At 45.3% G+C, this 23869-nt stretch carries 17 protein-coding genes and 3 pseudogenes; 1 reads left to right on the forward strand and 19 read right to left on the reverse strand.

Features of this window, described 5'->3' with window-relative positions; translation table 11 throughout:
* Nucleotides 1–98 precede the first annotated feature (98 nt).
* The 12 genes and pseudogenes from JXR92_RS03830 to JXR92_RS03885 form a co-directional block, all read right to left on the reverse strand.
* Nucleotides 99–371, reverse strand: coding sequence for a hypothetical protein (locus tag JXR92_RS03830; protein WP_009037544.1), 273 nt, complete (start codon nt 369–371; stop codon nt 99–101).
* Nucleotides 372–374: 3 nt separating this feature from the next.
* Nucleotides 375–662, reverse strand: coding sequence for a hypothetical protein (locus JXR92_RS03835; RefSeq protein WP_226791268.1), 288 nt, complete (start codon nt 660–662; stop codon nt 375–377).
* A 278-nt stretch (nt 663–940) separates the two neighbouring features.
* Nucleotides 941–2266: pseudogene (locus JXR92_RS03840) on the reverse strand (RHS repeat-associated core domain-containing protein); the annotation flags it as partial.
* 270 nt (nt 2267–2536) lie between these two features.
* Nucleotides 2537–2944: an NTF2 fold immunity protein gene (locus JXR92_RS03845; RefSeq protein ID WP_051642902.1), complete on the reverse strand. Its 408-nt coding sequence runs from the start codon at nt 2942–2944 to the stop codon at nt 2537–2539.
* 12 nt (nt 2945–2956) lie between these two features.
* Complete coding sequence (locus JXR92_RS03850) at nt 2957–5311, reverse strand: RHS repeat-associated core domain-containing protein (protein ID WP_206897487.1); 2355 nt, start codon at nt 5309–5311, stop codon at nt 2957–2959.
* On the reverse strand, nt 5248–5610 hold the full coding sequence (locus JXR92_RS03855) for a hypothetical protein (RefSeq protein ID WP_131225637.1): 363 nt from the start codon (nt 5608–5610) through the stop codon (nt 5248–5250). The genes JXR92_RS03850 and JXR92_RS03855 overlap by 64 nt, the downstream gene beginning before the upstream one ends.
* A gap of 173 nt (nt 5611–5783) precedes the next feature.
* Nucleotides 5784–6176, reverse strand: coding sequence for a DUF3997 domain-containing protein (locus JXR92_RS03860; protein ID WP_117965026.1), 393 nt, complete (start codon nt 6174–6176; stop codon nt 5784–5786).
* A gap of 11 nt (nt 6177–6187) precedes the next feature.
* On the reverse strand, nt 6188–9487 hold the full coding sequence (locus JXR92_RS03865) for an RHS repeat domain-containing protein (protein ID WP_226791271.1): 3300 nt from the start codon (nt 9485–9487) through the stop codon (nt 6188–6190).
* A gap of 12 nt (nt 9488–9499) precedes the next feature.
* Nucleotides 9500–11527 carry an RHS repeat domain-containing protein gene (locus tag JXR92_RS03870; RefSeq protein ID WP_138346394.1) on the reverse strand — a complete coding sequence of 676 codons (2028 nt, stop codon included), beginning with the start codon at nt 11525–11527 and terminating at the stop codon, nt 9500–9502.
* 174 nt (nt 11528–11701) lie between these two features.
* Nucleotides 11702–11803: a smalltalk protein gene (locus JXR92_RS03875; protein ID WP_005825315.1), complete on the reverse strand. Its 102-nt coding sequence runs from the start codon at nt 11801–11803 to the stop codon at nt 11702–11704.
* 122 nt (nt 11804–11925) lie between these two features.
* Nucleotides 11926–12349, reverse strand: a pseudogene (locus tag JXR92_RS03880) (N-acetylmuramoyl-L-alanine amidase).
* Nucleotides 12350–12464: 115 nt separating this feature from the next.
* Nucleotides 12465–12677 (reverse strand): hypothetical protein, encoded by a 213-nt coding sequence (locus JXR92_RS03885; RefSeq protein ID WP_171030469.1) that lies wholly within the window; start codon nt 12675–12677, stop codon nt 12465–12467.
* Nucleotides 12678–12774: 97 nt separating this feature from the next.
* Between JXR92_RS03885 and JXR92_RS03890 the strand changes: the two genes are divergently transcribed.
* The gene (locus tag JXR92_RS03890) at nt 12775–14739 is read left to right on the forward strand and encodes a tetratricopeptide repeat-containing sensor histidine kinase (RefSeq protein WP_119962195.1); all 1965 of its coding nucleotides are present in this window, start codon (nt 12775–12777) and stop codon (nt 14737–14739) included.
* Here the strand turns inward: JXR92_RS03890 and JXR92_RS03895 are convergent.
* The 7 genes and pseudogenes from JXR92_RS03895 to metK all read right to left on the reverse strand — a co-directional run bounded on the left by JXR92_RS03895 (nt 14729) and on the right by metK (nt 23714).
* Entirely contained in the window at nt 14729–16960 is a 2232-nt protein-coding gene (locus JXR92_RS03895) for a TonB-dependent receptor (RefSeq protein ID WP_117965036.1), read from the reverse strand. The two genes, JXR92_RS03890 and JXR92_RS03895, sit on opposite strands and share 11 nt — an antisense overlap.
* A gap of 36 nt (nt 16961–16996) precedes the next feature.
* Nucleotides 16997–17986, reverse strand: coding sequence for a DUF4249 family protein (locus JXR92_RS03900; RefSeq protein ID WP_138346392.1), 990 nt, complete (start codon nt 17984–17986; stop codon nt 16997–16999).
* Nucleotides 17987–17998: 12 nt separating this feature from the next.
* The gene (locus tag JXR92_RS03905) at nt 17999–18991 is read right to left on the reverse strand and encodes a thioredoxin domain-containing protein (RefSeq protein WP_138346389.1); all 993 of its coding nucleotides are present in this window, start codon (nt 18989–18991) and stop codon (nt 17999–18001) included.
* Between the two features lie 4 nt (nt 18992–18995).
* A complete protein-coding gene (locus JXR92_RS03910) occupies nt 18996–19979 on the reverse strand; it encodes a hypothetical protein (protein WP_138346386.1) in 984 nt (327 codons plus the stop codon).
* Between the two features lie 18 nt (nt 19980–19997).
* Nucleotides 19998–20162 (reverse strand): annotated as a pseudogene (locus JXR92_RS17535) (DUF3244 domain-containing protein); the annotation flags it as partial.
* A gap of 354 nt (nt 20163–20516) precedes the next feature.
* Nucleotides 20517–22151: a tetratricopeptide repeat protein gene (locus JXR92_RS03915; RefSeq protein ID WP_117599954.1), complete on the reverse strand. Its 1635-nt coding sequence runs from the start codon at nt 22149–22151 to the stop codon at nt 20517–20519.
* 270 nt (nt 22152–22421) lie between these two features.
* The gene (metK, locus tag JXR92_RS03920) at nt 22422–23714 is read right to left on the reverse strand and encodes a methionine adenosyltransferase (protein WP_025834620.1); all 1293 of its coding nucleotides are present in this window, start codon (nt 23712–23714) and stop codon (nt 22422–22424) included.
* Between the last annotated feature and the right edge of the window lie 155 nt (nt 23715–23869).

Genomic DNA, 23869 nt, shown 5'->3' on the forward strand with positions numbered 1-23869 from the left:
AAGATATGGGATATCTGATGTTAGGATAACGATAAAAATAGTCAATTCATATCAAGGCAAGACGGCCTAATTATCAATACAAAAGAGACTGCGTTTGTTTATGATAAACTGCATTTTTCTTTTGAAGATTTACGGCTATTGACAAGAGAAGCTACTAAATAAAAGATATTAATGATTACATAGCATAGAAAAAACTTCCACACTTTAATCGTTTCTTTTAGCCACTCCTCAACCCATAAGATATCAATCTTATCCCCACATCGATTTTCAATCTCATATTTATAACTAATTTCACAATTAATAATTGCGTATATAATTAATAATGAAAGAATTATTGATGTGGCAACAAACACAATTCTAAGCCATTTCATAATCTATCTTGTTTTATAAACTACACCTCCTGGTTTGGATATTCTCACTAAATGATTCTGCATTGATATTGGAAGAACAAATCTGTTGACAATAGGAATAGTAGTCCATGTTCCCAAATTACTTGTTTGTTGTAGCCTTGTCCCTTTCAGAGCATTTGACCCACTTTTATTCAACACGTCAGATACCATTGTTGTACAATTATTACTTGTCAGCTTATATTCATCAATAATACGAGCAGAAGAACTGTTATAATAATCACTTTTAGGATTATCTGGCATTGTAGTTGACATATTAATTAAACTTTTCGTCTAAAATATTAGCAACTTTTTCATCTGCCACATCTGTTACTACAAATACAGACATTCCACCAGCTGCTTTTTTTGTCATTGTAAGCTTTTGCTTCATCCCCCATTAACTTTAAAAGAACACCGGAACCATTTCCTAAAGAATTAGAGCTTCTATCTGGCCCTTTATTAGTTCCATTGTATCGTCCGTAGCTATAAACAGTCATATTAGATCCTTCACCAACACTAATCCATGTGTGACCAAAGGACTGAGTTTCAGTGCAAATTCTAATACTATCTCCATTCACATCAATATTAACAACCGGACTATTCGCCCCGTACTGATACGGAGACATCGAATAATACTTCTCGGCAAATCTGTCATTAGTCGTAAACCTTCCTAACGCCGTATCATAATGTCTCGCCCCATAATCATACCAATTCAAACCCTTCTTCGTATCAAACTCCTTACCGTTATACTTGTAAGGCTGGGTATTGCCTGCAGTGGCAAATACACCACCGAAAGGGTAGTAATGGTTAGTTTCCTCCACAGTGCCAGACTGGTTGATCACTACACGGTTGTTACCCTAATAGTCCTTCAGATAGTAATGATACTGCTGGGTACCGGCCAGGTTGATGTAACCCTCTTCTGTGAGTAACAACTTCTGAGTACCGTTTTCATAGATCACATTACCGCAATAGTCAGTCGTTGTGGTTGTACTGCCTATCTTATGGACTGTTCTCAGTTTCGTGCCGTCAGCACCATAAGTATAGGTAATCGTGCTACCATCACTGAACGATACCGTACTGGGCAAATTTAATACATTATATTGAATATCGGCAATTCCCTTATTCAAATCTTTCGTTAAATTACCATTGACATCGTAGGCATACTCCCCTGCGGCGCTTGCACCGTTCACAAAGGCAGTGTTTGTACCGTATGCAGCGGTACTCACCGCATCCTCCACACAGCTCAACTGATTACCGGTCAATGTGTAAGTCAGGTTATCAAGCAGGCCGTAGGCACTGGCACCAGTCTGGCCATAACGTTGCAAACTCTTGATGTTACCGTTCTTGTCATAACCCGTAACGTTCTCCGAGAAGCGGTTCGCATTCGTGCTGATACTTGCTGTCTCGCCATAGGTAGCGTTCAGCATCCGGTCAAGACCGTCATAAGTGAATTTGTAACCACGGACTGTACTTTCGTTCCCGGACTTCCAGGTCATGCTGCTGATGCTGCCGTTGTACTTCGCAGTACCCACACCCGTGTTGTAGTACAGGTTCTGCGTGAAGCGTGTGCCGCTGATTCCCGTCAGCCAGCTACGCAGGTTGTAGGTATAAGTCAGCTTGTTGGTGCTCGTACCGTGATACTGCTTGGTCAGTAAACGACCGAAGTTGTCATAAGTCGCATCGTACAGAGTAATCGCAGTGCTGCCAAGACTATGCTGCACTTTGCTTATTCTGTCCGCATGGTCGTAGGTATAGGTATATACTTCCGTGCGCGTGGTCTTTCCGCTGGCAGTATGTGTATGTGTCACACCAGACGGCTTGTTGGAGAAAGTATAAACCGTACTTGTGATGTCGTAGCCACTGAGCAAGTTGTTCTGCACAAGCACGGTAGGACTGGAAGAAGGATTCCCCCCTGCAGGGTCAGCCGTCCCAGACTGTCGTACAAATAATACATATAGGAAATGTTATCCAGATAGGAAGTGCCCGTGCTGTTAAGCATCCGGAGAGTACGGATGTAGTCCTGCATGACCTACATCATTTGATAGACCTAAAAAACTATCCTAACATACAAGATATAGCATATCTGATGTTAGGATAGTAATTAAATAAATCTCATTGAAAAAAGGCAACTTATATTAGAGTAATATTTTTTATTTAGTATGCAAAAGCTTTATAATCTCACCATTACTTTTTCTTATTTCCACATAAGATTGTCCACAGAAAGTCAGCGCACTATCATTTCCATTAGGAATATGCCCTTCTATTACCCATATTCCATTTACCAAGTTAACAGAAAAAGGTTTTTCTTTCTCTATACTTTCCTTTCCATAAATTTCCAATAGTACGCATTCCGCTATCTTTACTGCAATATCCGCTGTAGGTATAAATCCCTCTGCAGGAACATAGCTTTTCATATCAGTATAAAAATCTGTTGAGAGACTATCATTCATTACATACTCAATCTGTTGAGATGATTGTTGATCTTCTCCGACCTTCGATGTACTGTTTGTACATGACATCGCAAATAGCATTAAAGCAAAAAAATAAGTCCTATACATATTGCTATCTTTTTAAAATACCCAATGAATATGTTCTCTCTGGCTAACAGGAATGTTTAAATCTGGCTTTTGTAGCAATTCTTTCATTCTTTGTTTACCCTTTTCAGCAGGAATATCTTTCGGATTAATATTATTCTTTCGTTTAGGATCTTTGGGATCACTAGGAAGATCACTAGTCACTATTGATGTTTTCTTACTATAAGGATTATATTCTAACAAATCGCCACTCGGCGTAGCCAAATAACCATTTTCTTTTGTTTTCTCAATATATTTTATATCAGCTTTTGAGAATTTATTATTTATATGCTCTGCGTCCGCGTCTCCATGCGAATGAATCGATCCTACAAATCTCTCACCGTTAGGAGGTAAGCTTATAGATACGCTGTGCTCTCCTTCATTGGCTGCACTATAAGAATATCCCTTTAGCTTTCCCTTTTGCTTAACTTCATAAATAGAAGAGCCCATTTCACGTTTACGTATAATAGATGCACCATTATAATACATACCCCAATCTTTAGCTGCTGCTCTTTTAGTCTTAAACAGATCACCAGGAGCATATTCCATACCATTTGGGTCTATGAACTTTACCGGATTATCGGCACAATAAGTATACGGACTCATCGAATAATATTTCTCCGCCAACGGGTCATTCGTCGTAAACCTTCCCAACGCAGCATCATAATGTCTCGCCCCATAATCATACCAGTTCAAACCCTTCTTCGTATCAAGCTCCTTACCGTTATACTTGTAAGGCTGGGTATTGCCTGCAGTGCCAAACACACCACCGAAAGGGTAGTAATGGTTCGTTTCCTCCACAGTACCTGACTGGTTGATTACTACACGGTTGTTACCTTGATGGTCCTTCAGATAGTAATGATACTGCTGGGTACCGGTCAGGTTGATGTAACCCTCTTCGGTGAGCAACAACTTCTGAGTACCGTTTTCATAGATCACATTACCGCAGTAGTCAGTCGTTGTGGTTGTACTACCTATCTTATGGACTGTTCTCAGTTTCGTGCCGTCAGCACCATAAGTATAGGTGATTGTGCTACCATCACTGAACGATACCGTACTGGGCAAATTTAATACATTATATTGAATATCGGTAATTCCCTTATTCAAATCTTTTGTTAAATTACCATTGGCATCGTAGGCATACTCCCCTGCGACGCTTGCACCGTTCACAAAGGCAGTGTTTGTACCGTATGCAGCGGTACTCACCGCATCCTCCACACAGCTCAACTGATTGCCGTTCAGGGTGAGAGTCAGGTTGTCTATCAGGCCGTAGGAGGTTGAAGAGAGTTGCCCGTAACGCTGCAATCCCTTGATATTGCCGTTCTTGTCATACCCCGTAACGTTCTCCGAGAAGCGGTTCGCATTCGTGCTGATACTTGCTGTCTCGCCATAGGTAGCGTTCAGTACTCTGTCAAGACCGTCATAAGTGAATTTGTAACCGCGGACTGTACTTTCGTTCCCGGACTTCCAGGTCATGCTGCTGATGCTGCCGTTGTACTTCACTACTCCGTTTCCGGTGTTATAATACAGATTCTGCGTGAACTTGCTTCCGCTGACCCCCGTCAGCCAGCCGCGGATGTTGTAAGTATAGGTCTGCTTGTTTACGGCACTGCCATGCAGCGACTTCGACTGTAGACGGCCCAGGTCGTCATAGACATTGTTCACGAGCGTAACCTCTCCCAAAGCATCCAACTTGTGCTTCACCGTCAACAACCTGCCTGCATGGTCATAGGAGTATGTACGGACTTCCGTACGGGCAGCCTTGCCTTGGGCAGTATGAACATGGCGCAACCTGGTAGGCTGGCCGGTAAAGTTATAGGCCGTGTATTCCGTTTCCTTGCCTCCCAGGGAATTGGAACTTTGCCGTTGGACGGGCCGTGAACGGCGGTCATAATACACCACACTGTAAAGCTGTCCGGCGCCGTCCCCGGCCAAGCCCGTCACGCTGCCCGTAAGCATTCCCCGGGCATCGGATTTGGTGCCGTATCCGGAGGACTCCATGGAACTGTCGTAGGCATAGGCGGGGAAACCGTTCTTGCCAAGAAAGTCATAGTTGTCGTAGTAGTTCACTGTGAGCAGCCTGCTTCCCGAAAGTGCACGGACGGTTCCACCCACTTTCACGGCATATCCCTTATAGCTTCCGCTGCCCGTGAATTCCGCTTCCACCGCACTTCCGTCCACCGGCAGGGGCTCGGAGCAGAGGCCGGAAAGCACTGTACGGCCCAAAGCGTCGGGAATGGTGAAGCGCCATCTGCCTTGTCCCTTCAAGTTGCCGTCCTGCACGAAAATCAGACGGTCGGCCTTGTCGTAGACATAGCGCACGGCATCACATCCGGGCAGCTTCCTCCACACGCAGCGGTCGCGGCTGTCGTACTGATAGCAATAGGCCAGTGCATCCTTTCCTGTGAGATTCCCTCGTCCCGCAGGCGCGAGGGAAGGACGAAACGGAGATTGTCCCGGTTGTCGTAGACATAGTAGGTGTCGTGGTTGTCGCTTCCGATGACCCGGCGCTGCAATACCATACGTCCCAGCTTGTCGGTGAATAGGCAGGAAACGTTCCTGTCCTCGTCCGTGGTGCGCACAATGTAAAGATTGCCCGAAGAGCAGTTCCCTGATTTGGAAAGCGTGGCGTTCCTACCTGTCCCGTTCACTTTATAGGCTATGCGGTTCAATAAAGCTCCGCCCGGAACGTTCGTCAGGTATGAAATAAAATTCCCTGCTTATAGAGATGGGGCAATATAAGCAGGGAATCATTTGGCTTATCGAAGCAGGAGATTCTAATATTCAGAAGCAGCGGATGAAGAACATCCGCTGCGACAAAAAATCAGTACAAAGATAGCTCAATTGGTATTTGGTATTTTAATCTCATATCCAAATACTCTTGCCAACTCAAAGGTCCCAATACAACATCGTTTGTTTTTAAAATTATCCAATAGAATAAACTATCGTTTGTTCCATATTCATATTTTCTTTTGTATAAAGGTTCTTGAGGATATTTAGGCTTCTGTTTTGCAATAATATATTCATCGTTATAGATATAGTCAAGTACAGTTGCCGGTATTTCTCCACCATTGGAATTTTGACAAAGAATATCTTTTATATTCTCTCCTTCATCTCTATAAAAATATCCATTTCCTAAGTTCTTAATAGAATCAGAAATGCAACTTTGAATAAATAAACTACAAAGCAAATGTAGAACAATACATCCCTTTTTCATATCTCTTCATATTATTTTATCCAAGGTAAAAATGGTGTCAGTTTAGCACTTCCATAAATATTTATTTCATATGGTTGTCCCCTTCCTGCAACCCTATTTCCTATAATAGTTTCTATATTTCTTCCCCAATTCAATGGATTCCGACCATTGTGCATTTCAAAATCATATTTATCAGAAAAAGCTCTTACTGAATGATTCGGATATCGTTTTAAAGTAACGTTTCCGTATACTAATCCATCATTTAAGGAGCCACTATGCAACAATAAATTAAAACTTTTTATTTCTCTCACATATTTTTCTCCTAAAGAGTATATCCCTGATAAATCTATTTTTGCTAAAGATGTGAATAGAGGTTGTCCTTTCCCTTCCCTATACCATTTATTAGCTTCCTCCAAGGTCAAATATCCATCATAATCCGGTCTGTCTTTAAGACTTGTATAACTCTCCAAGTAGTTAGAGCGCGCTTCTTCATCTGCCAATCCATTATACCCTAAACTATGGCTTAGTGCCTCTTCATGAGACATGTCTTGTTTAAAGTTTGACTTGTTCATAATAATGGCCTCTCCTTGCAGACCTTCATCATCTGTACCAATCAACTTACCTTCTTCGTCATAAATCGGACTTATGGACATACCTGTCGGATCAATATAGCGTACGGAATTATTACTACAATATGCATACATCCCTATCGAATAATACTTCTCCGCCAGAGGGTCAACAGTCGTAAACCGTCCCAGTACCGCATCATAATGCCTTGCTCCATAGTCATACCAATTCAGTCCTTTCTTCGTGTCATATTTCTTGCCGTTATACTTATAAGGCTGGACATTCGTAGTACTTGCAAATACCCCTCCGAAGGGATAGTAATGGTTCGTTTCCTCTACAGTGCCTGACTGGTTGACAACTACCCGGTTGTTCCCCTGATGGTCTTTCAGATAGTAGTGATACTGCTGAGTTCCGGTCAGGTTGACATAGCCCTCTTCGGTAAGAAGCATCTTCTGCACTCCGTTTTCATAGACCACATTTCCGCAGTAATCGGTAGTGGTGGTAGCGCTGCCTATCTTATGGACTGTTCTTAGCTTTGTGCCGTCAGCTCCATAGGTATAGGTAATTGTACTTCCGTCACTGAAGGTTACTGCATTCGGCAAATTTAAACAATTATACGATATTCCGGTGATTCCCTTGTTTAAATCTTTAGTTAAATTCCCGTTAGCGTCGTAAGTGTATTCATTCGCCTGCTTCACGCCGTCCTTAAAACCAAAGCCGCCGTTGTAAGTGGAAACCGCTACCGCATCGTCCACGCGGTTCAACCGATTACCGTTCAGCGTAAAAGTCAGGTTGTCTATCAGGCCGTAGGCAGAAGCTCCGGTCTGCCCGTAACGTTGCAATCCCTTGATGTTACCGTTCTTGTCATAGCCCGTCACATTCTCGCTGAAACGGTTGGCATTCGTATTGATGCCTGCCGTTTCCCCATAAATAGCATTCAGCATCCTATCCAGACCGTCGTAGGTGAACTTATAGCCGCGGACGGTGCTTTCATTGCCTGCCTTCCAAGTCATGCTGCTGATGCTGCCGTTGTACTTCGCTACTCCGTTTCCGGTGTTATAATACAGATTCTGCGTGAACTTGCTTCCGCTGACCCCCGTCAGCCAGTTGCGGATGTTGTAAGCATAGGTCTGCTTGTTGACGGCACTGCCATGCAGCGACTTCGACTGTAGACGCCCCAGGTCGTCATAGACATTGTTCACGAGCGTAACCTCTCCCAAAGCATCCAGCTTGTGCTTCACCGTCAATAACCGGCCTGCATGGTCATAGGAATATGTACGGACCTCCGTACGGACAGCCTTGCCTTGGGCAGTATGAACATGGCGCAACCTGGTAGGCTGGCCGGTAAAGTTATAGGCCGTGTATTCCGTTTCCTTGCCTCCCAGGGAATTGGAACCTTGCCGCTGGACGGGCCGTGAACGGCGGTCATAATACACCACACTGTAAAGCTGTCCGGCGCCGTCCCCGGCCAAGCCCGTCACGCTGCCCGTAAGCATTCCCCGGGCATCGGATTTGGTGCCGTATCCGGAGGACTCCATGGAACTGTCGTAGGCATAGGCAGGAAAACCGTTCTTGCCAAGAAAGTCATAGTTGTCGTAGTAGTTCACAGTGAGCAGCCTGCTTCCGGAAAGTTCACGGACGGTTCCACCCACTTTCACGGCATATCCCTTATAACTTCCGCTGCCCGTGAACTCCGCTTCCACCGGACTTCCAACCACCGGCAGGGTGTCCGAGCAGAGCCCGGAAAGCACTGTACGGCCCAGAGCGTCGGGAATGGTGAAGCGCCATCTGCCTTGTCCCTTCAGGTTGCCGTCCTGCACGAAAATCAGACGGTCGGCCTTGTCGTAGACATAGCGCACGGCATCACAGCCGGGCAGCTTCCTCCACACGCACCGGTCACGGCTGTCGTACCGATAGCAATAGGCCAGTGCATCCAGCTTGTCTTGTGAGATTCCCTCGTCCCGGATGCGCGGGGGAAGGACGAAGCGGAGATTGCCCCGGTTGTCGTAGACGTAGTAGGTGTCGTGGTTGTCGCTTCCAATGACCCAGCGCTGCAATACCATACGTCCCAGCTTGTCGGTAAACAGGTAGGAAACGTTCCCGTCCTCGTCCGTGGTGCATACCACACTGAGCTCTCCCGAAGCATAGCTGCCGGATTGCACCAATGCAGTGCCGCTCCCGACACCCCCTACCTTGTAGCGGATGCAGTCAAGCCGGTTGTCGCCCGTCCTGTTGGTCAGGTAGCTTGTCTGCACACGCTTCCGGTTGTCGTGCCACAGCTGGCCGGCACCATACTCCTCACAGACGCGTCGGTGTATGGGTTCCTCATAGGAAGACATGCCATAAGGAGCGGTGTCGCCGTAGTTCGTCCGTGCCTGTGCCGTGACAGAGGAGGGGGCGGTATATGCCCCGCCCGCACTGAAAGCCACCGGCAGCCAGTGCTTTTCCGGCACATCAAGGGAAGCGTACTCCTGCATGCTTATCAGATCCTTTCCCGCAGGCGAAGTGCGGTATTCCACCTGCTGCGCCGGGCGTCCCAATCCATCCATGTAACAGATGGAAACCTGCACGTTGCCGCTTTCGTAATTGCTGATTGTCCCGTTGTTGCAAGCCACGGAGGAAACCCCGTTGCGGGGAGTGAGCGTAGCCACATAATTCTTGTCCTTGCTGAACGAGACCGTTGCCGGACCGGAGCTTTGAGACTGCATTTCCAAAGAGATGCCCAAAGCGAATATCAATAGTATATATCTTAAAATCTTATTCATAGCCATGTTGTTTTAGGGATTGACATAATTATATTCATAGGATTGAAGCACTTTTCTGGACAGTCCTTCCAGCATCCAGACTTCTGACAGGCGGCCGAAGTTGTCGTATCCGTAGTAAGTGGTTGTTCCTGCCGGAGAAGTTTCTGTCAGCAACCCCACCTGGGGTTTATAGGTATAGGTGGTGACATGCGCCTTGCCCAATTTCGTCCTCAGTCCGTCTATCAGTGCCGTATCGGGACTGGAAGAGGAGGACAGTGATTCGGGAGCGGTGCCCAGGGCTGCCTTTACCTCTTCATACGTGGCATTCACGATTTTTGCCACCGGGTACATGCCTTGGTAGCTCCATAGGAAAACCATGTTTCCGGTTCCATCGGCAGAGACATACAGAGGATTGCCGTAGCTGTCGTATTTGTGGCGCTGGCTGGCAGACAATACCACCTCTTGTACGCGGTACATCAAATCTTTTTTATAGGGGTCTTGTTCAAAATCATTTGTCTTGTATACATTCGATTCATAGGTGAATTCCGCCGTTCCCCCCGTCGGATATGTCACCCACCTCAACTGGAATGCTTGTGCGAATGCCGGAGTGGGTTCGCGATCGGCACTGCCTCCATGTTCCAAAATGACCGAATCAGACTTTTGATTGCTGTTACAGCAATAGGCAGGAATCAGACTTTTGTTGGCCGCACCATTATAATATCCCCAATGATCACGAGCTTCCGACAACTTGGTGGGTAGAGCGGCTTCGTTGTAGGAAAAGGAATAGACTTCCGGTGAAGCCACATTGCTTGCCGTATGTTTGAGTCCGGTCAGTTTCAGTCTTTTGGTATTCCAATCTTTCGTAAACATCTTGTTGTTCCATGTGGAGTTGTAATAAGCGCTGTTAGGCAGCCTGCGATTCAGTTCGTCAAGGGTAGGCACATCGAAGCCAGTGTTGGCATTGGAAACAAAATATCCCTGAATCAACTCCCACTTGCTCAGATTGTTGCCCGCAGCGTCGTTGATGCGAACAGCCGACAAGCGCACTTCCGAACTGTAGTCCAACCGGTCTGTGGCATACTCAAAACTAATGCTGCCACCGGGATAACTGATTCTATCCAGATAGGGCACCTTGTAATAAGCCATATCCGCGGTGATATATTGTTCCATCCGACTGTCCTGAATATTGGCAAAAGAAGCCAAATGGAAATCCCTGGTTTTATAGCCGAATGTAACCACTGCTTCGGCCGTTGTCTTTATCCGCGTCAGGTAGAAAGCACTGGAATAGCTTTCTGCACGCGGACTGTCTGTGAAAAACGTCTGTTCAGTCTGTTCAAAACGGTATTCAGTGCCATCGGGGGTGGTCATGACCCAGCCGGCCAGTTTGGGATGGCCCATAGCATCGTTTTCCGTAAGAGGCGTAATCCGCACATTGTCTTCTCTTTCCTTCACTATGTGGCCCGAGTGAGAAAATATGAACTTTCCCGAATATCCCAAGAAGTGATAGTGGAAGACATCAGGAGCCAGTTCCGTACCGCCACAACTGGCATAAGTATCGCTCGTCAAAGCTCTGTACAGCATTTCATGGGTCATACCTTGGGGTAGAGCGAACGGCAAGGAAGTGCCGGCTCCCTGCGTAAGATAAGTGTCGATATGATAGATGCCCGCAATGTCCTGGAGCTGGTTATCCGGGGAGTCATTGAAATAGGCCCACTCGCAGAAGTCCTGATAACGTCCTCTCACGGTATGGGTCACAACTCCGCCGGCATTCAATGTCCAGCCCAGCCCTACCCGAGTGGCCTCCTCATTTACCTTGATGCCCGAGGCATTGTAGGAAAGAGAGACGGGAAAGGAAAAATCTTTCAACTGGACGGTATAGAGGGGGATGGTAATATCCGGTACCCCTGTATAGCCGGACACCGGAAAATGTCCTGCCTTCAGCATGCTTTGTGCATGAGGGGAAGGTGGAGTCACATTAGAGATAAGAATATTGTCTGACTGCGCAAACGTAGCAATTGCACACCATAGGCAGCAAAATAGGATATAAATTGTTCGCTTCATGTTTTTTTGTATTTCCTGATGAGTAAAAGTCTTAAGTTTCGTAAATCCAATAATTGACTTTCAACAGAGGACTTGCGAAACTTGAACGAATGCTTTCTGTTTTTTTTCATAAAACTGCCCCACTTGGTAGCTTTGTATACCAAGCTGTAAGCGGGGTAGTTGTCATCCGGGAAATCAGAGCGGCATCGCCTGCACCCCCAGCACACTGGCTATGGTAGCGATGATAGTACCCACAATTTTCAGGATGTCTTTCCAAGTTTCTTTACTTATTTTCATGATGTTCTGTGTTTTTAGACCCCTCGTTCCCCTAAAGGGGAAGGAGAATACTCCCGCCAATCCTGCGCGCGCTCAATCTTCAGGACTATCCCCCTCCCCCTTCAGGGAGTCCTAGGGGGGGATTAAAGTTCTTTACTAACCTCGAAGCACGGGCACTGCTTCACCCACTCCCGTGGCTGCACCGTTCCGTCCCCGTCCAAATCCGGACTCAGGTCGCGGTGGCCGCAGACACGGGCATTCCGGAACTGCTTCAGCAGCTGGTGTACCAGCAGCCGGAGTGCCGAACGCTGCTCCGGGGTGCGGGTATCTTTCGGATTCCCCATGGCATCCAGTCCGCCTTCGTAGCAGATGCCGACCGAATACTTGTTGTGGCCGCAGTTCCAGAGAGCGGGCCCCGAGCACAGTGCCGTCGCGCCGGATATAGTAGTGATAGCCCGTCGTGCGGAAGCCGCGACGGCGGTGCTCTGCCTCCAAAGCTTCGGGAGTGAGCGCATGGCCCTCCCGCGTGGCGCTGCAATGCACCACGATGTTGTTGATTTTTCGCATGAATGATGAATAGGGATTAAGAGTTAATGATTAAGAGATGTACGATTTGACGATGTACGATTGGGATTACTCCTCGTATCATAAATGCCTACACAGGCGCGGCTATTTAGCAGTACTAACTCCAATCGTACATCGTCAAATCGTAAATAATTTTATCCCAAAGGATTTTCGCCCTGGTCGCCGTCGTTGCCGCCCGAACCTGCCGTGTCCTGAAGGTCGAAGCGATGGCCATCGTGAAGTTCTCAATAAGGAAGAATATGATGATGTAGAGGGCGGCATTATCACCGGAAATTTCGTAAGAACACTCCTGACAAGAACTATTTAACAAGTAAATAGAGAAATTATGCAAATAAAAAACTTGTAATTTATTCTTTTATCTTATTTTTGCGATGCCATAGGCATAATAATAAGTATCCGGAAAAAACATGCTTATTCCATCCAATAGAACAAAGAGGGAGTGCATTCTTTCAAGGTTATGTTTTCTAGTGCTTTCAGTATGGGTGTCCCTACCTTCCGCAGCACAGAACAATCCCTACAAGATAGACGATGCACTCTACCCCATCTACCAGCGGGCTTCCAAGCAGGCACGCCAGCAGGAGGGGCTGCTGGTGGCCGACACTTTGTATCAACAGGCTCTGAAGCTCGGTGACAAAAAAGCACAATGCCTGGCATACATCATCCCCCTGCAGTTCTATATATCCCAAAAAGATGATAGCAAAATAGAAAAGGCATCCACTGACCTGAAAGAGATTTCACGTGCCAATAACTATCTGCAATATTATTATCACGCTTGGAGCAGCGAAATCATCTACTTCCTGAACCAACAACGCTCATTGCTCGCCTTGCAGAAAGCGGAAAAAATGAAAAAGCAAGCTTTTGCCGACAGATACCCTTACGGTATCTTCAGCTGTATCCGAACCATGGGCCATATCTACAAATCACGCGGAAACTTCGACCTCTCCGCCCAATACTATCAGGAAGCCTTGGACTATATGCTGAAGAATATGCCCGACCAGGATCCCAGCCAACTATACTCAAACCTTGCCGAATATTACCGTAACACCCAAAAAGATTACGCCACCGCACTGGACTATTGCGAAAAAGCCTTGAAGAGCGCTAAAACAGAACGGAACATAGCCCAAGCCATGATAGAGAAATGCTTGATACTGTTCAAGCAGAAACGTATAGATGAATTCAACGACTGTTATAAAGAAGCCGTACAAATGGCAGACCGCTGCAAGCTCTCTGCCAACGTTTCCCTACTGATAGCCCACATCAGCAAGAACATACTGGACAAACAGTATGAGCAGGCCCATGCCCACGCTGACCAATTGTCCGAGAAAGGCTTGCAACAACATGCCTACATTTACGAATGCGCCAAAGACTATCCCAATGCCATCAAATATCTGAAAAAATATTACCAGCAGTTGGATTCGACAAACAATCTGCTGCAACTGTCGGACATCGCCGAACTGAACACCCAGATAGGCGCCGAACGCCTGAAAATAGAAAACATACAGGCCACCTCGCGCTACCGCATCACTCTTTTCAGCATTGTCACCGGCTTTTTACTGTTATCTCTGCTTTTCCTAATGCTCTACCTCCACCGCAAACGTAAAGTCAACCTCGAACTATGCCACAAGAACGAGGAACTTTCCGAAGCGCGCGACCAAGCCGAAGCAGCCAACAAGGCAAAGAGCATCTTCCTGCAGAACATGAGTCACGAAATACGGACACCGCTCAACTCTATCGTGGGCTTCTCACAACTCATCACTTCCCCCGACACGAACCTTTCCCAAGAGGAAAGGCAGGATTTCTGCCATCTCATACAGCACAATTCCGACCTCCTCCTCACACTGGTGGAGGACATCCTCAGCGCAGCCGAGTTGGAAAGCAACAGATACACCATGAAGATAGCGCCGCACAGTTGCAACAAACTCTGCCGGGAAGCCATAACCACCGTTGAACACCGCACGCCCGAAGGCGTGAAGCTCTACTACACCTCCGAAGTGGACGACTGCTACGAACTGAGCACCGACGGGCAACGTGTGTGCCAGATACTCATCAACTTCCTTACCAATGCCGAGAAACACACCACACAAGGCGAAATCCGCCTGCACTGCTCCCTCACAGAGCATCCCGGATACGTCACCTTCTCCGTCACCGATACCGGTACCGGCATTCCCCCGGAATACTCGGAAACCATCTTCGAACGCTTTGAAAAGGCCGACAACTTCGAGCAAGGCACCGGCCTGGGACTCAATATCTGCCGCCTCATCGCCGAACGACTGAAAGGGAAAGTGCTGCTGGACAAGGAGTACAAGGAGGGGGCAAGGTTCGTGTTTGTACTGCCGGTGGAGGAAAAAAATAAGAGTTATCTCAAAACTTGAAAGAATAGGTCAGCGAAGGGACGATGCCATAAAGATACAGTTTATAGATACGCCCGTTTCCTACAGAAAAGTGCCCCTGCCTCCCTGCATAAATAGAGAACACATTTTTCCGGCTATAAGCATTGATGATGGAAAGGCTCAAGCTACGGTCTTGCCTGATACGCCACGTTGCCGAAAAGTCCAACTGGTGGAAAGCCGGGGCACGATAACCATTCCGGTCAGAATAAATATAGACCAGTACATGTTCCGATTCATACTTTCCAACGGGAAGCGTAAGATTCATCCCCGATGCATAGGAGAAAGTGGAAGACAGAGACCAATGTCTGTTCATTTCCCAGTTTACGAACAATTTCAGGTTATGGGGACGGTCGTACACCGGTCGGTACTCCTCTCCTCCTATACGGTTACGCGCACGCGAGAGAGTATAACTAATCCATCCGGTCACGGCTCCTTTATTCTTTGACAAATAGAATTCCAATCCACACCCTCTGGCAGAACCGGTTTCGACTTCATCCTCTATCCGGTCGTTCTGAAAAATATCGGCATTTTTCCTATAATCTACCACATGGTTTGTTCGGCGCATATATGCCTCCAGTGACAATGTATATTCCTTATCAGGGAAATTGTATTCATATCCCAATGCCAGTTGGCGCATGACGGAGGGCTTCAACAGTGCATTGGCAGGCATCCACATGTCCGAGGGGATACCTACTGAAGAGGTGGTAAGCATGTGTATGCTCTGTGCCGCCTGTGTATACGATGCGGAAAACCGGTGCGAGGCATTCGGAATAAAAGAGAGTTCGGCACGGGGTTCGGGCATCACAAATGTCTTGGCTGCATAATAGGTAGAGGCCGGTGCATGCAATACGGACAGCCTAACCCCGGCATTCAGAAGAAAACGGGGCAGGAATTTATAATTTGCCTCGGCATACAATGCCGCATCCCACAAACTCTTGCGCGACATTTCCGAAGGAGTGATGTTAGAATCCTTACCGGACTTGCCCACCTCACCGGGCATCGTAGTGAAATAATGCAGGTTCACCCCTCCCTTCAAGGTCAGCAGATTGTTCTGATACCTCTCCCAATCCGACTTCAACTGATACGACTGCATGTTCGACTTCCACACATATCTCAATCCGTCCGACAACGATTTGTACTTATAATAATAGTTGCTGAAGACAGCGCTTGTATTCACATTTGTCTTATCATTCAGTATATGATTCCAACGTATCGTAGCCGTAGCATTTCCCCAATCCATCCCATAGCCTTTCACCAGCTTGTTGAACACGGTATGGTCGCCTCCGCTATACAAGGAAAAGAACATACGATTTCGAGCATCCAGCGTTCTGTTCACTTTGGCATTGACATCATAAAACCACATCTGCGGTTTCGACGTCAGGTTACTTCCCAACAGTCCGGCTACTACACCCGGATATCCAAACCGGCCGGAAACCAGATAAGACCCCTCTTTCTTCTTCAAAGGTCCCTCCAACAACACTTTCGAGGCTATCAGCCCCAAGCTGGCACTCCGTTCACGTTCCTTGCTGTTACCTTCGCGCATACGCACGTCTATGACGGATGAAGAACGACCGCCATACTTCAGCGGGAAGAACGATTTGTACAAGTTCACCTCACGGATGGCATCGTTGTTGAACACCGAAAAGAAGGACAATACATGACTGGGGTTATAAACTACAGCCTCATCCAGCAAGACCAGATTTCCCCATTGGTTACTACCCCGTACAGAAATATTGTTTGTCCCTTCATTGCCACTCTGCACTCCGGGCAGAAACTGCAATGACTTCATCAAATCCGGTTCCCCTCCCACAGATGGCAATGCTTGTATTTCCTTTGCTTCCAAAGCAAATTGTCCGCTATGCTTGCGGCTTCCCACTATCTCGATACCTTTCAGCCAATAATCATCGGGAGTCAATGCGATATTCACCACCGTATTTCCTGATAAAGTCAAGGTATCTCTCCAAGTAACATACCCCAACATGGAACATTGCAATATACATTCCCTTTTGGGAAGTGATATGGAATAAAGTCCGTAAGCATTGGTTGCCATCCCCGTTCCCGACCTTCGTTCCAGCACATTGGCATCCGAAAGAATCTCACCCGTTTTGGCATCCGTCACACATCCTCGTACAACGGCCTTTTGAGCAACCACTGCCTGACAACTCAAAAACAAAATACAGAAATAAATCAGCAACAGTTTCATTAATTTTATCTTCTTACGATTACAAAAAAGAACGCATCATCTTTCCCCCGTTGCAATACCTTTTTCGGAAACCGCACTCACACGGAAGCAGCCATACGCCCCGCCGCTTATATTGCTGCCCACCGATGACGGTGCAGGTGTATAAGCGCCACCATCCGACCGGAACTGGCGTATCATCTGGTCGAAAACGTCATAACAACTCTTGGATATGGTCTGAGCCCATACATATACAGAATCTCCCATGGGATAATCCCAACCCGGAGGATAACCCAGAGGATTTTCTCCGTCGTCAATCAGAAAATCAACCACATTCTCTTCAAGATACTCATCGCTCAAGATAGAATACTCCCAAAAGGTATTGGAGCCCAACAAAGAGTGAGGGCGCGAAAAAGAAAAATGCTTGTAAGTACGCGAATATAACCGGAACAAATAATAGTTATCTACCTCAGACGGATTAGTGAAACTTATACATGGCGCCCACCTGCCTCCTTTTTCATTAAAGTCGAAATATTTCAGCTTCAAATCAGTAATGACAAGTGCAGGCTCCATCTTCTGGACATCGGACTGATAATGCTTACCATCGTGATAAATATCCAATTGATAAGAATGACCTTCTATGCCATAAATTTTGGTAGTGACATACATACCCCTGCCAGAACCATTATCATACATGAGGTTCACTCTTTCGCGAGTATTCTTCTTTAAATGATAATCATAAAAATCATAAAACACTCCACCGTAATCACCATACGGATAAAGCACCTGCATAGTATCTCTGATACCTTCAGTAAGGTCCGTAACAATCATCACAGCATCTTCTATACCCTCATAGGCATAATCTTCAGCCGACATCAATGCCGGTTCCCTCAAAAGAAAGAAATAAGGGGGATTTTCGTTTGTAATTACTCCATTAAATACAATTCCCTCAAGCATAGAATCGGGGATATTGACATCAAACACTTCCTCACAACTTGCAAGCAGGAGAGAAAGGCCGGCCAGAAATGTAATTGTAAGGTATCTTACCATCGGCATCAGAGTTTATCTGTTTTGTAATTCTTGGTCTAAGAGTCTAGTCAGTTCCTCATACGAATTTGTGATGTATACTAGTCTGTTATTAATGATAATGGTAGGAGTGGCAAAAAGCCCCCGTTCCATCAACTTATTGATAGCATGGTTTACCTTATCATAATTTGGAGCAGACAACAACTCTTGTTTATATGCTTCTAAGTCTAAACCCAAATTTGTGGCTATATTAAAAATAAAAGATGAATCTACCAAAGCTTCGTGTTCAAAAATAGCATCGTGGAACTCCCAGAATTTACCATACCTGGAAGCAGCCTCGCACGATAAGGATGCAAGGGTAGGCTCATCAGCAAAATTGATGAATCCAAACTTTACCCGCTCCTTGTATTTATCATAAATCCGCCTCAATGTCTTTTCAAAATCAACACAACGTTTGCAGTCAAAGTCGGAAGCAACAATGAAAGTTGTAGCAGCATTCAGATTGCCCCTATAGCGCACGTTCAAATCACCAACAACACATTTGGGCTGTTTAGGAGGATAAAGGTATCTTTTAACTTGCGCCTTATTATACAATGAATCTGCCAAATGCTGAATGATAGCTGCACGAATATCATTCTTCACAGAAATAGTTCCTTCAATACTTTCTGAAGAAATCTTGTTTAATCTCTCCCTTGAATGGAGAATTCGCTCATTTACAGAACCATACACTGCAAGCAGGCTGTCTTCTTTAATGCTCATCACCTTTTCTATATAGTCATTCAAAAAAGTCTCGAAAGTTTTTCCTGCAACGGTGGCTTCTTGCTCTATCAACTTTTGTTTAATCAAGTCTTCCAAAGCCTTCATCTTTATCTCATAAGCTGTATTAAGCAAATCAAAAGTCTCTTGGGTAGTTAATTGAGACAGCTCGGAAGAATAAACTTTATGTCCATTCACTTCTGCCACAATGCTCTTGTCCCAGTTGGAACAAGAGCATAAAAGAAGTAAACAGCAAAATATTTGATATTTCATATTATTACGGTCTTGGTATAGGGGTTCCAAAATTAGGATGGAATATATTATTCAATGCAAAACCTTTGTTTGTGTTTAATAAAACATAATATCTTGTGTTGTCTGTAGCATTAATTCCATACATGCCTTGGTCACCAGACAATTTATCTTTGTATGTATATCCCTTATAGGATTTAAGCCAGTTTTTATTGCTGGAATCTTCGTCATCAACATAAATCATGCCTAAGTCCTCAATAGTATAGGCATAAGCTAAAACTCCATACTTAATAGAATTTCGAGGACCAACTCCAGGAATATAGCCCCATTGATTGCGAGGATAAGGAGGGTAAGCCCAGGCTAATGCTGCATTAGAATTCACGACAGTATACCCTCCAAGCTGATCAATTCTTTGGTATTCAGGATGTGTGCTATCAATTATTTTATTATCAGTATGCTTATCATCACAATCATGATAACGAACAAGTATATCCATTGTACCACCAAACTGACTGTAATTTATATGGTCAACAAGAAAAACTCCTCCAGGATAATATTGAGTTGCTTCCGTCAAGCAGAATTTGAAACGGACATTGCCATTATTATCTACAAACGTATCTCCTACATAACCTTCAATCTTAGAATTCTGTCTTGTATCTTCTGCATCAAGATAAAGTGTCAGTTCTTTATAAGTCCCACATGACTCTACTTTGAACACCCCTACTACATCAGTAGTTCCAGTGTAAGCAGTTCTCATTACTCTTTCTTTAGCAACAGACTGTCTATTCATTAATTCCTGCTCGTACTCATCCATCAAAGCCTGAATAACTTGTTCATCGGCTACAGTCTCAATTTTTGCCGTATCCCCCTCCTCATTAATTGCTCTGGTTGATAGCTCATAATCTTCAGCAGCTTTAGCAAGCTCCGCATCATTTTCCAACAAATCGTAGCTGTTACTGCATGAGTAACAAGCCAGCGCACCTAAAAAGGCGAACAGCAAATGTTTCTTCATTTTTTCTTAAATATAATGTTAGTAAATAAAATCCCCGTATAAAACGGTATCTCCGATAGTAATTTCTAAACGATACTCTTCTCCTTCATTTAATAAGCCTGCTAAATTTAGTATTATCTCAAAAGTAGAGTATGAATCAGAAAAGATGGTTTCATTAGTAAAAAGGTTGGTAACTGAAACCTTGACATCAGCAAAGCCATTCTAAGAAGTTATCATAATTGATTCTGAATTAGAATCGAATAATGCAGAAGCCTCTAAGATAGCAGAACGTGTTCCTTTACTATTTGTAGTAGAAGAAGCTACAATTTTTTCAAGATCTATCTTTTTCGGTCGTTTCTGAGACATTGCATTTATATTCATACAAGTAAATGCAAATAGACACAATAGTAGTTTTCTTGTTCTCATTATTAATTAAGTTATTAAAAGTTTAATACTGCAAATAACTTAATCTTTTATAAGAAAGCCTACAAAAAAGAGGTAACAGTGGTAACAGAGCAATGTAACAGAAGTAACAAATCCATTATAATACGCTATTTATCAATAGTCAAACATACGATTGAACAGTTCTTCATCAATTTTATTCTTGATACGGCTCTTTCTCGTTTTTATAGCGTCCGAAGAGACATCCAGTATACATAAAACAATAAATTTGGAACAACGGAGCAAAGACAATATACAATAAAGCAAATCATCATTAGTCAAACCGGGATAGTGTTCCTTCAAATCTTTCATGACATCGGCAAAAGTCTTTCTTATATCACTCACCATCACTTGCCTATAAGTATCTGCAATCGAAACCTGCATTTTAGCAGTTGCTTTCTTCAATTCATCAAGTTTTCTACTTCCCTCGGTGGTTCTAAATATAGAAACACAGATACTGAATCGTTCCTCCTCCAATTTGTGTAATTCTGCTACTTTCGTATTAGAAGCTGATTCAGGAATTTCATTCAAAAGCATCACCTCCGCACGGTTTTCCATCAAGCGCTGCTGCAAAGCCATATACTCCTTTTTCCTACGGGCATCACGCCACAGATAAACAATGACCAATACAAACATGAATAACAAAAAAAGAACCGCCAAGCCTGCAACTATCCGTTGATTTCTGACAGACAATTCACGTTTATGAAGTTCTATTAAATGATTATCCATCAGTTCATCAAGTTCTGCACGATAATTCATCATTTGAATGGAGTCATAGAAAAGAATGAAAGAGTCAACATATACAGTAGCATTTTCCCAATCCTTCATTTTTTTATATCCTTCAAACAAATGATTATAAGACGATGTCTTTACATATATATTAGAAGACCTTGCTCCAATTTTCCAATAATAAACAGCAGAATCATTCCGATTTAAGGAATTTAGAATATCCCCCTTTATAGAACAAGCCGATGTATAATCTTCCTCAACGGTCAAATAGGGTAAAGCTTTTGAAAGAGCCGATTCCGCCTCCATATACCGCCCCAACTCATTATAAAGCCCCGCTATGTTTTTATAAATAAGGGATAAACACTCATTGTCTTGCAGCGAGGATGCAATTTTTAAAGCTTGTTGATAGTAACAAAGCGCACTATCCAATTGATATTCCAACAAAAAGGTATTTCCAATATCTCTTAATGCATAAAAAGAACGTGCAGAATCCTTCACTGCACATAAATTATATCCCTTCCGATACATTTCCCTTGCCGTAGAATGTAAATCTTGCTCATTATAACAGTTCCCCAAATGGCTGTACAGCATCGCCACGAATATAGAGTCTTTCTTTGGCATCAGTTCCAGCGACTTCAGATAGAGGCTTATCGCCTTCGGAAACTCTTTATTTTCCATATAGACACATCCCCAATAGAAATATGCTTGCGCCAGCCGTTCCTGCTTTCCGCCTCCTTCGTAATAGTCTACCGCTATCTGTATCAGCGAATCGTTCTCCAGCAGCACACAACTCTTGTATCGGGCTTGCGTCAGCAGCAACGCATACAAGGCGCGTTCTTCTCCCCGCAACTCGCGGGAATCCGGTATCTGTTCCAACACCAGCAAAGCACTGTCGGGATTGCTCCACATCATGGAATCTGCTGCCACGAGCATGGAACGTGCAGAAGTGACTTCCTCCTTGCACGACTGGCACAGCACAGAAGTTACTAAAAAGAAGGAAAAAGCAAGCAAAAGGTATCTCATAGGCAGCCCTATATTCGTTGTTGTTCACAAAGGTACACTATTTAGAGGAGATTACTGTACACATTCCATGCACATTTTGCAGGTAAGCTACGAATGCAATGGCAAAATTGCTTGTAAAATAAGGAAAAGAGAGAAGAAGAATCGCTTGTTGATAAACCACCATGCCCCCGTGACGAGCAAAAACACGAAAGCCACCTCTTCTGCATATACCGATATTCCGGAGATGCAGAAGGGCAGCCTTCTATATAAATAGCCGTAAAGCTATGCTGATTATAAACCGAATGCGGCTTTCACCTTGTCCACATAGTCCAGCTTCTCCCAGGTGAAGAGTTCCACTTCAATGTCCTTGTTGCCTTCGTAGCGGCTCTTGAAATGCTTGACGATGGTCTGCGGCTCGCGGCCCATGTGTCCGTAGGCGGCAGTCTCCTGATAGATGGGGTTGCGCAGTTTCAGGCGGTCTTCTATTGCCTTGGGGCGAAGGTCGAACAGCTCGTCAATCTTACGGGCAATCTCACCGTCGCTCATATTGACGTGGCTGCGGCCATAAGTATCTACGAAAATATTGATGGGGCGTGCCACACCGATGGCGTAACTTACCTGCACCAGCATTTCGTCGGCAACGCCGGCAGCTACCAGATTCTTGGCAATGTGGCGGGCTGCATAAGCTGCGCTGCGGTCTACCTTAGAGGGGTCCTTTCCGGAGAAAGCGCCGCCGCCGTGGGCACCCTTGCCACCGTAGGTATCTACGATAATCTTGCGTCCCGTCAGCCCGGTGTCACCGTGAGGACCACCGATTACGAACTTGCCCGTGGGGTTGACGTGGTATGTGATATGGTCGTTGAACAGTGCCAGCACCTTTTCATGATGGATGGAAGCAATGACACGCGGCATCAGAATCTCGATTACATCCCGGCGGATTTGGGCGAGCATTTCCTCGTCGGCCTTCAGCTGGGCGGCATCACTGTCGTCGGCAGGCTGGACGAAGTCGTCGTGCTGGGTGGAGACTACGATGGTGTCGATGCGTACCGGCGTGCCGTTGTCATCATATTCGATGGTAACCTGGCTCTTGGCGTCGGGACGGAGGTAGGTCATCACCTTGCCTTCGCGACGGACATCTGCCAGCACTTGCAGGATGCGGTGTGCAAGGTCCAGTGAAAGCGGCATGTAATTCTCCGTTTCGTTGGTGGCGTAGCCGAACATCATTCCCTGGTCTCCGGCACCTTGTTCCATGGGGTCCTGTCGCTCCACGCCGCGGTTGATGTCGGGGCTCTGCTCGTGGATGGCGCTCAGCACGCCGCACGAATTGCTCTCGAACATATACTCGCCTTTGGTATAGCCGATTTTCTTGATTACTTCGCGTGCGATGAGAGGCATGTCAACGTACGCTTTGGTTTTCACTTCTCCAGCCAGCACTACCTGACCGGTAGTAACCAGAGTTTCGCAAGCTACTTTCGAACTGGGGTCGTAGGCCAACAGTTTGTCAAGCACAGCGTCCGATATTTGGTCGGCCACTTTGTCGGGGTGTCCTTCAGACACCGATTCGGATGTGAATAAATATCCCATTTCAGTTGAGAATTGATAGTTGATAATTGATAATTCAACGAATGGCGGAAGGAGGTGTGTGGAGTAGATGCATCCGGCACACAAACGTGCCGTCAGAAAAGGATGTGTTTTAGCATTTTTTTCTGTGGTTGCAAGCTACTCAAATCTCTCCACAT

Origin of the sequence: Bacteroides parvus, from assembly GCF_017309675.2 — a bacterium.
In the GTDB taxonomy this organism is placed as follows: Bacteria; Bacteroidota; Bacteroidia; order Bacteroidales; family Bacteroidaceae; genus Bacteroides; species Bacteroides uniformis.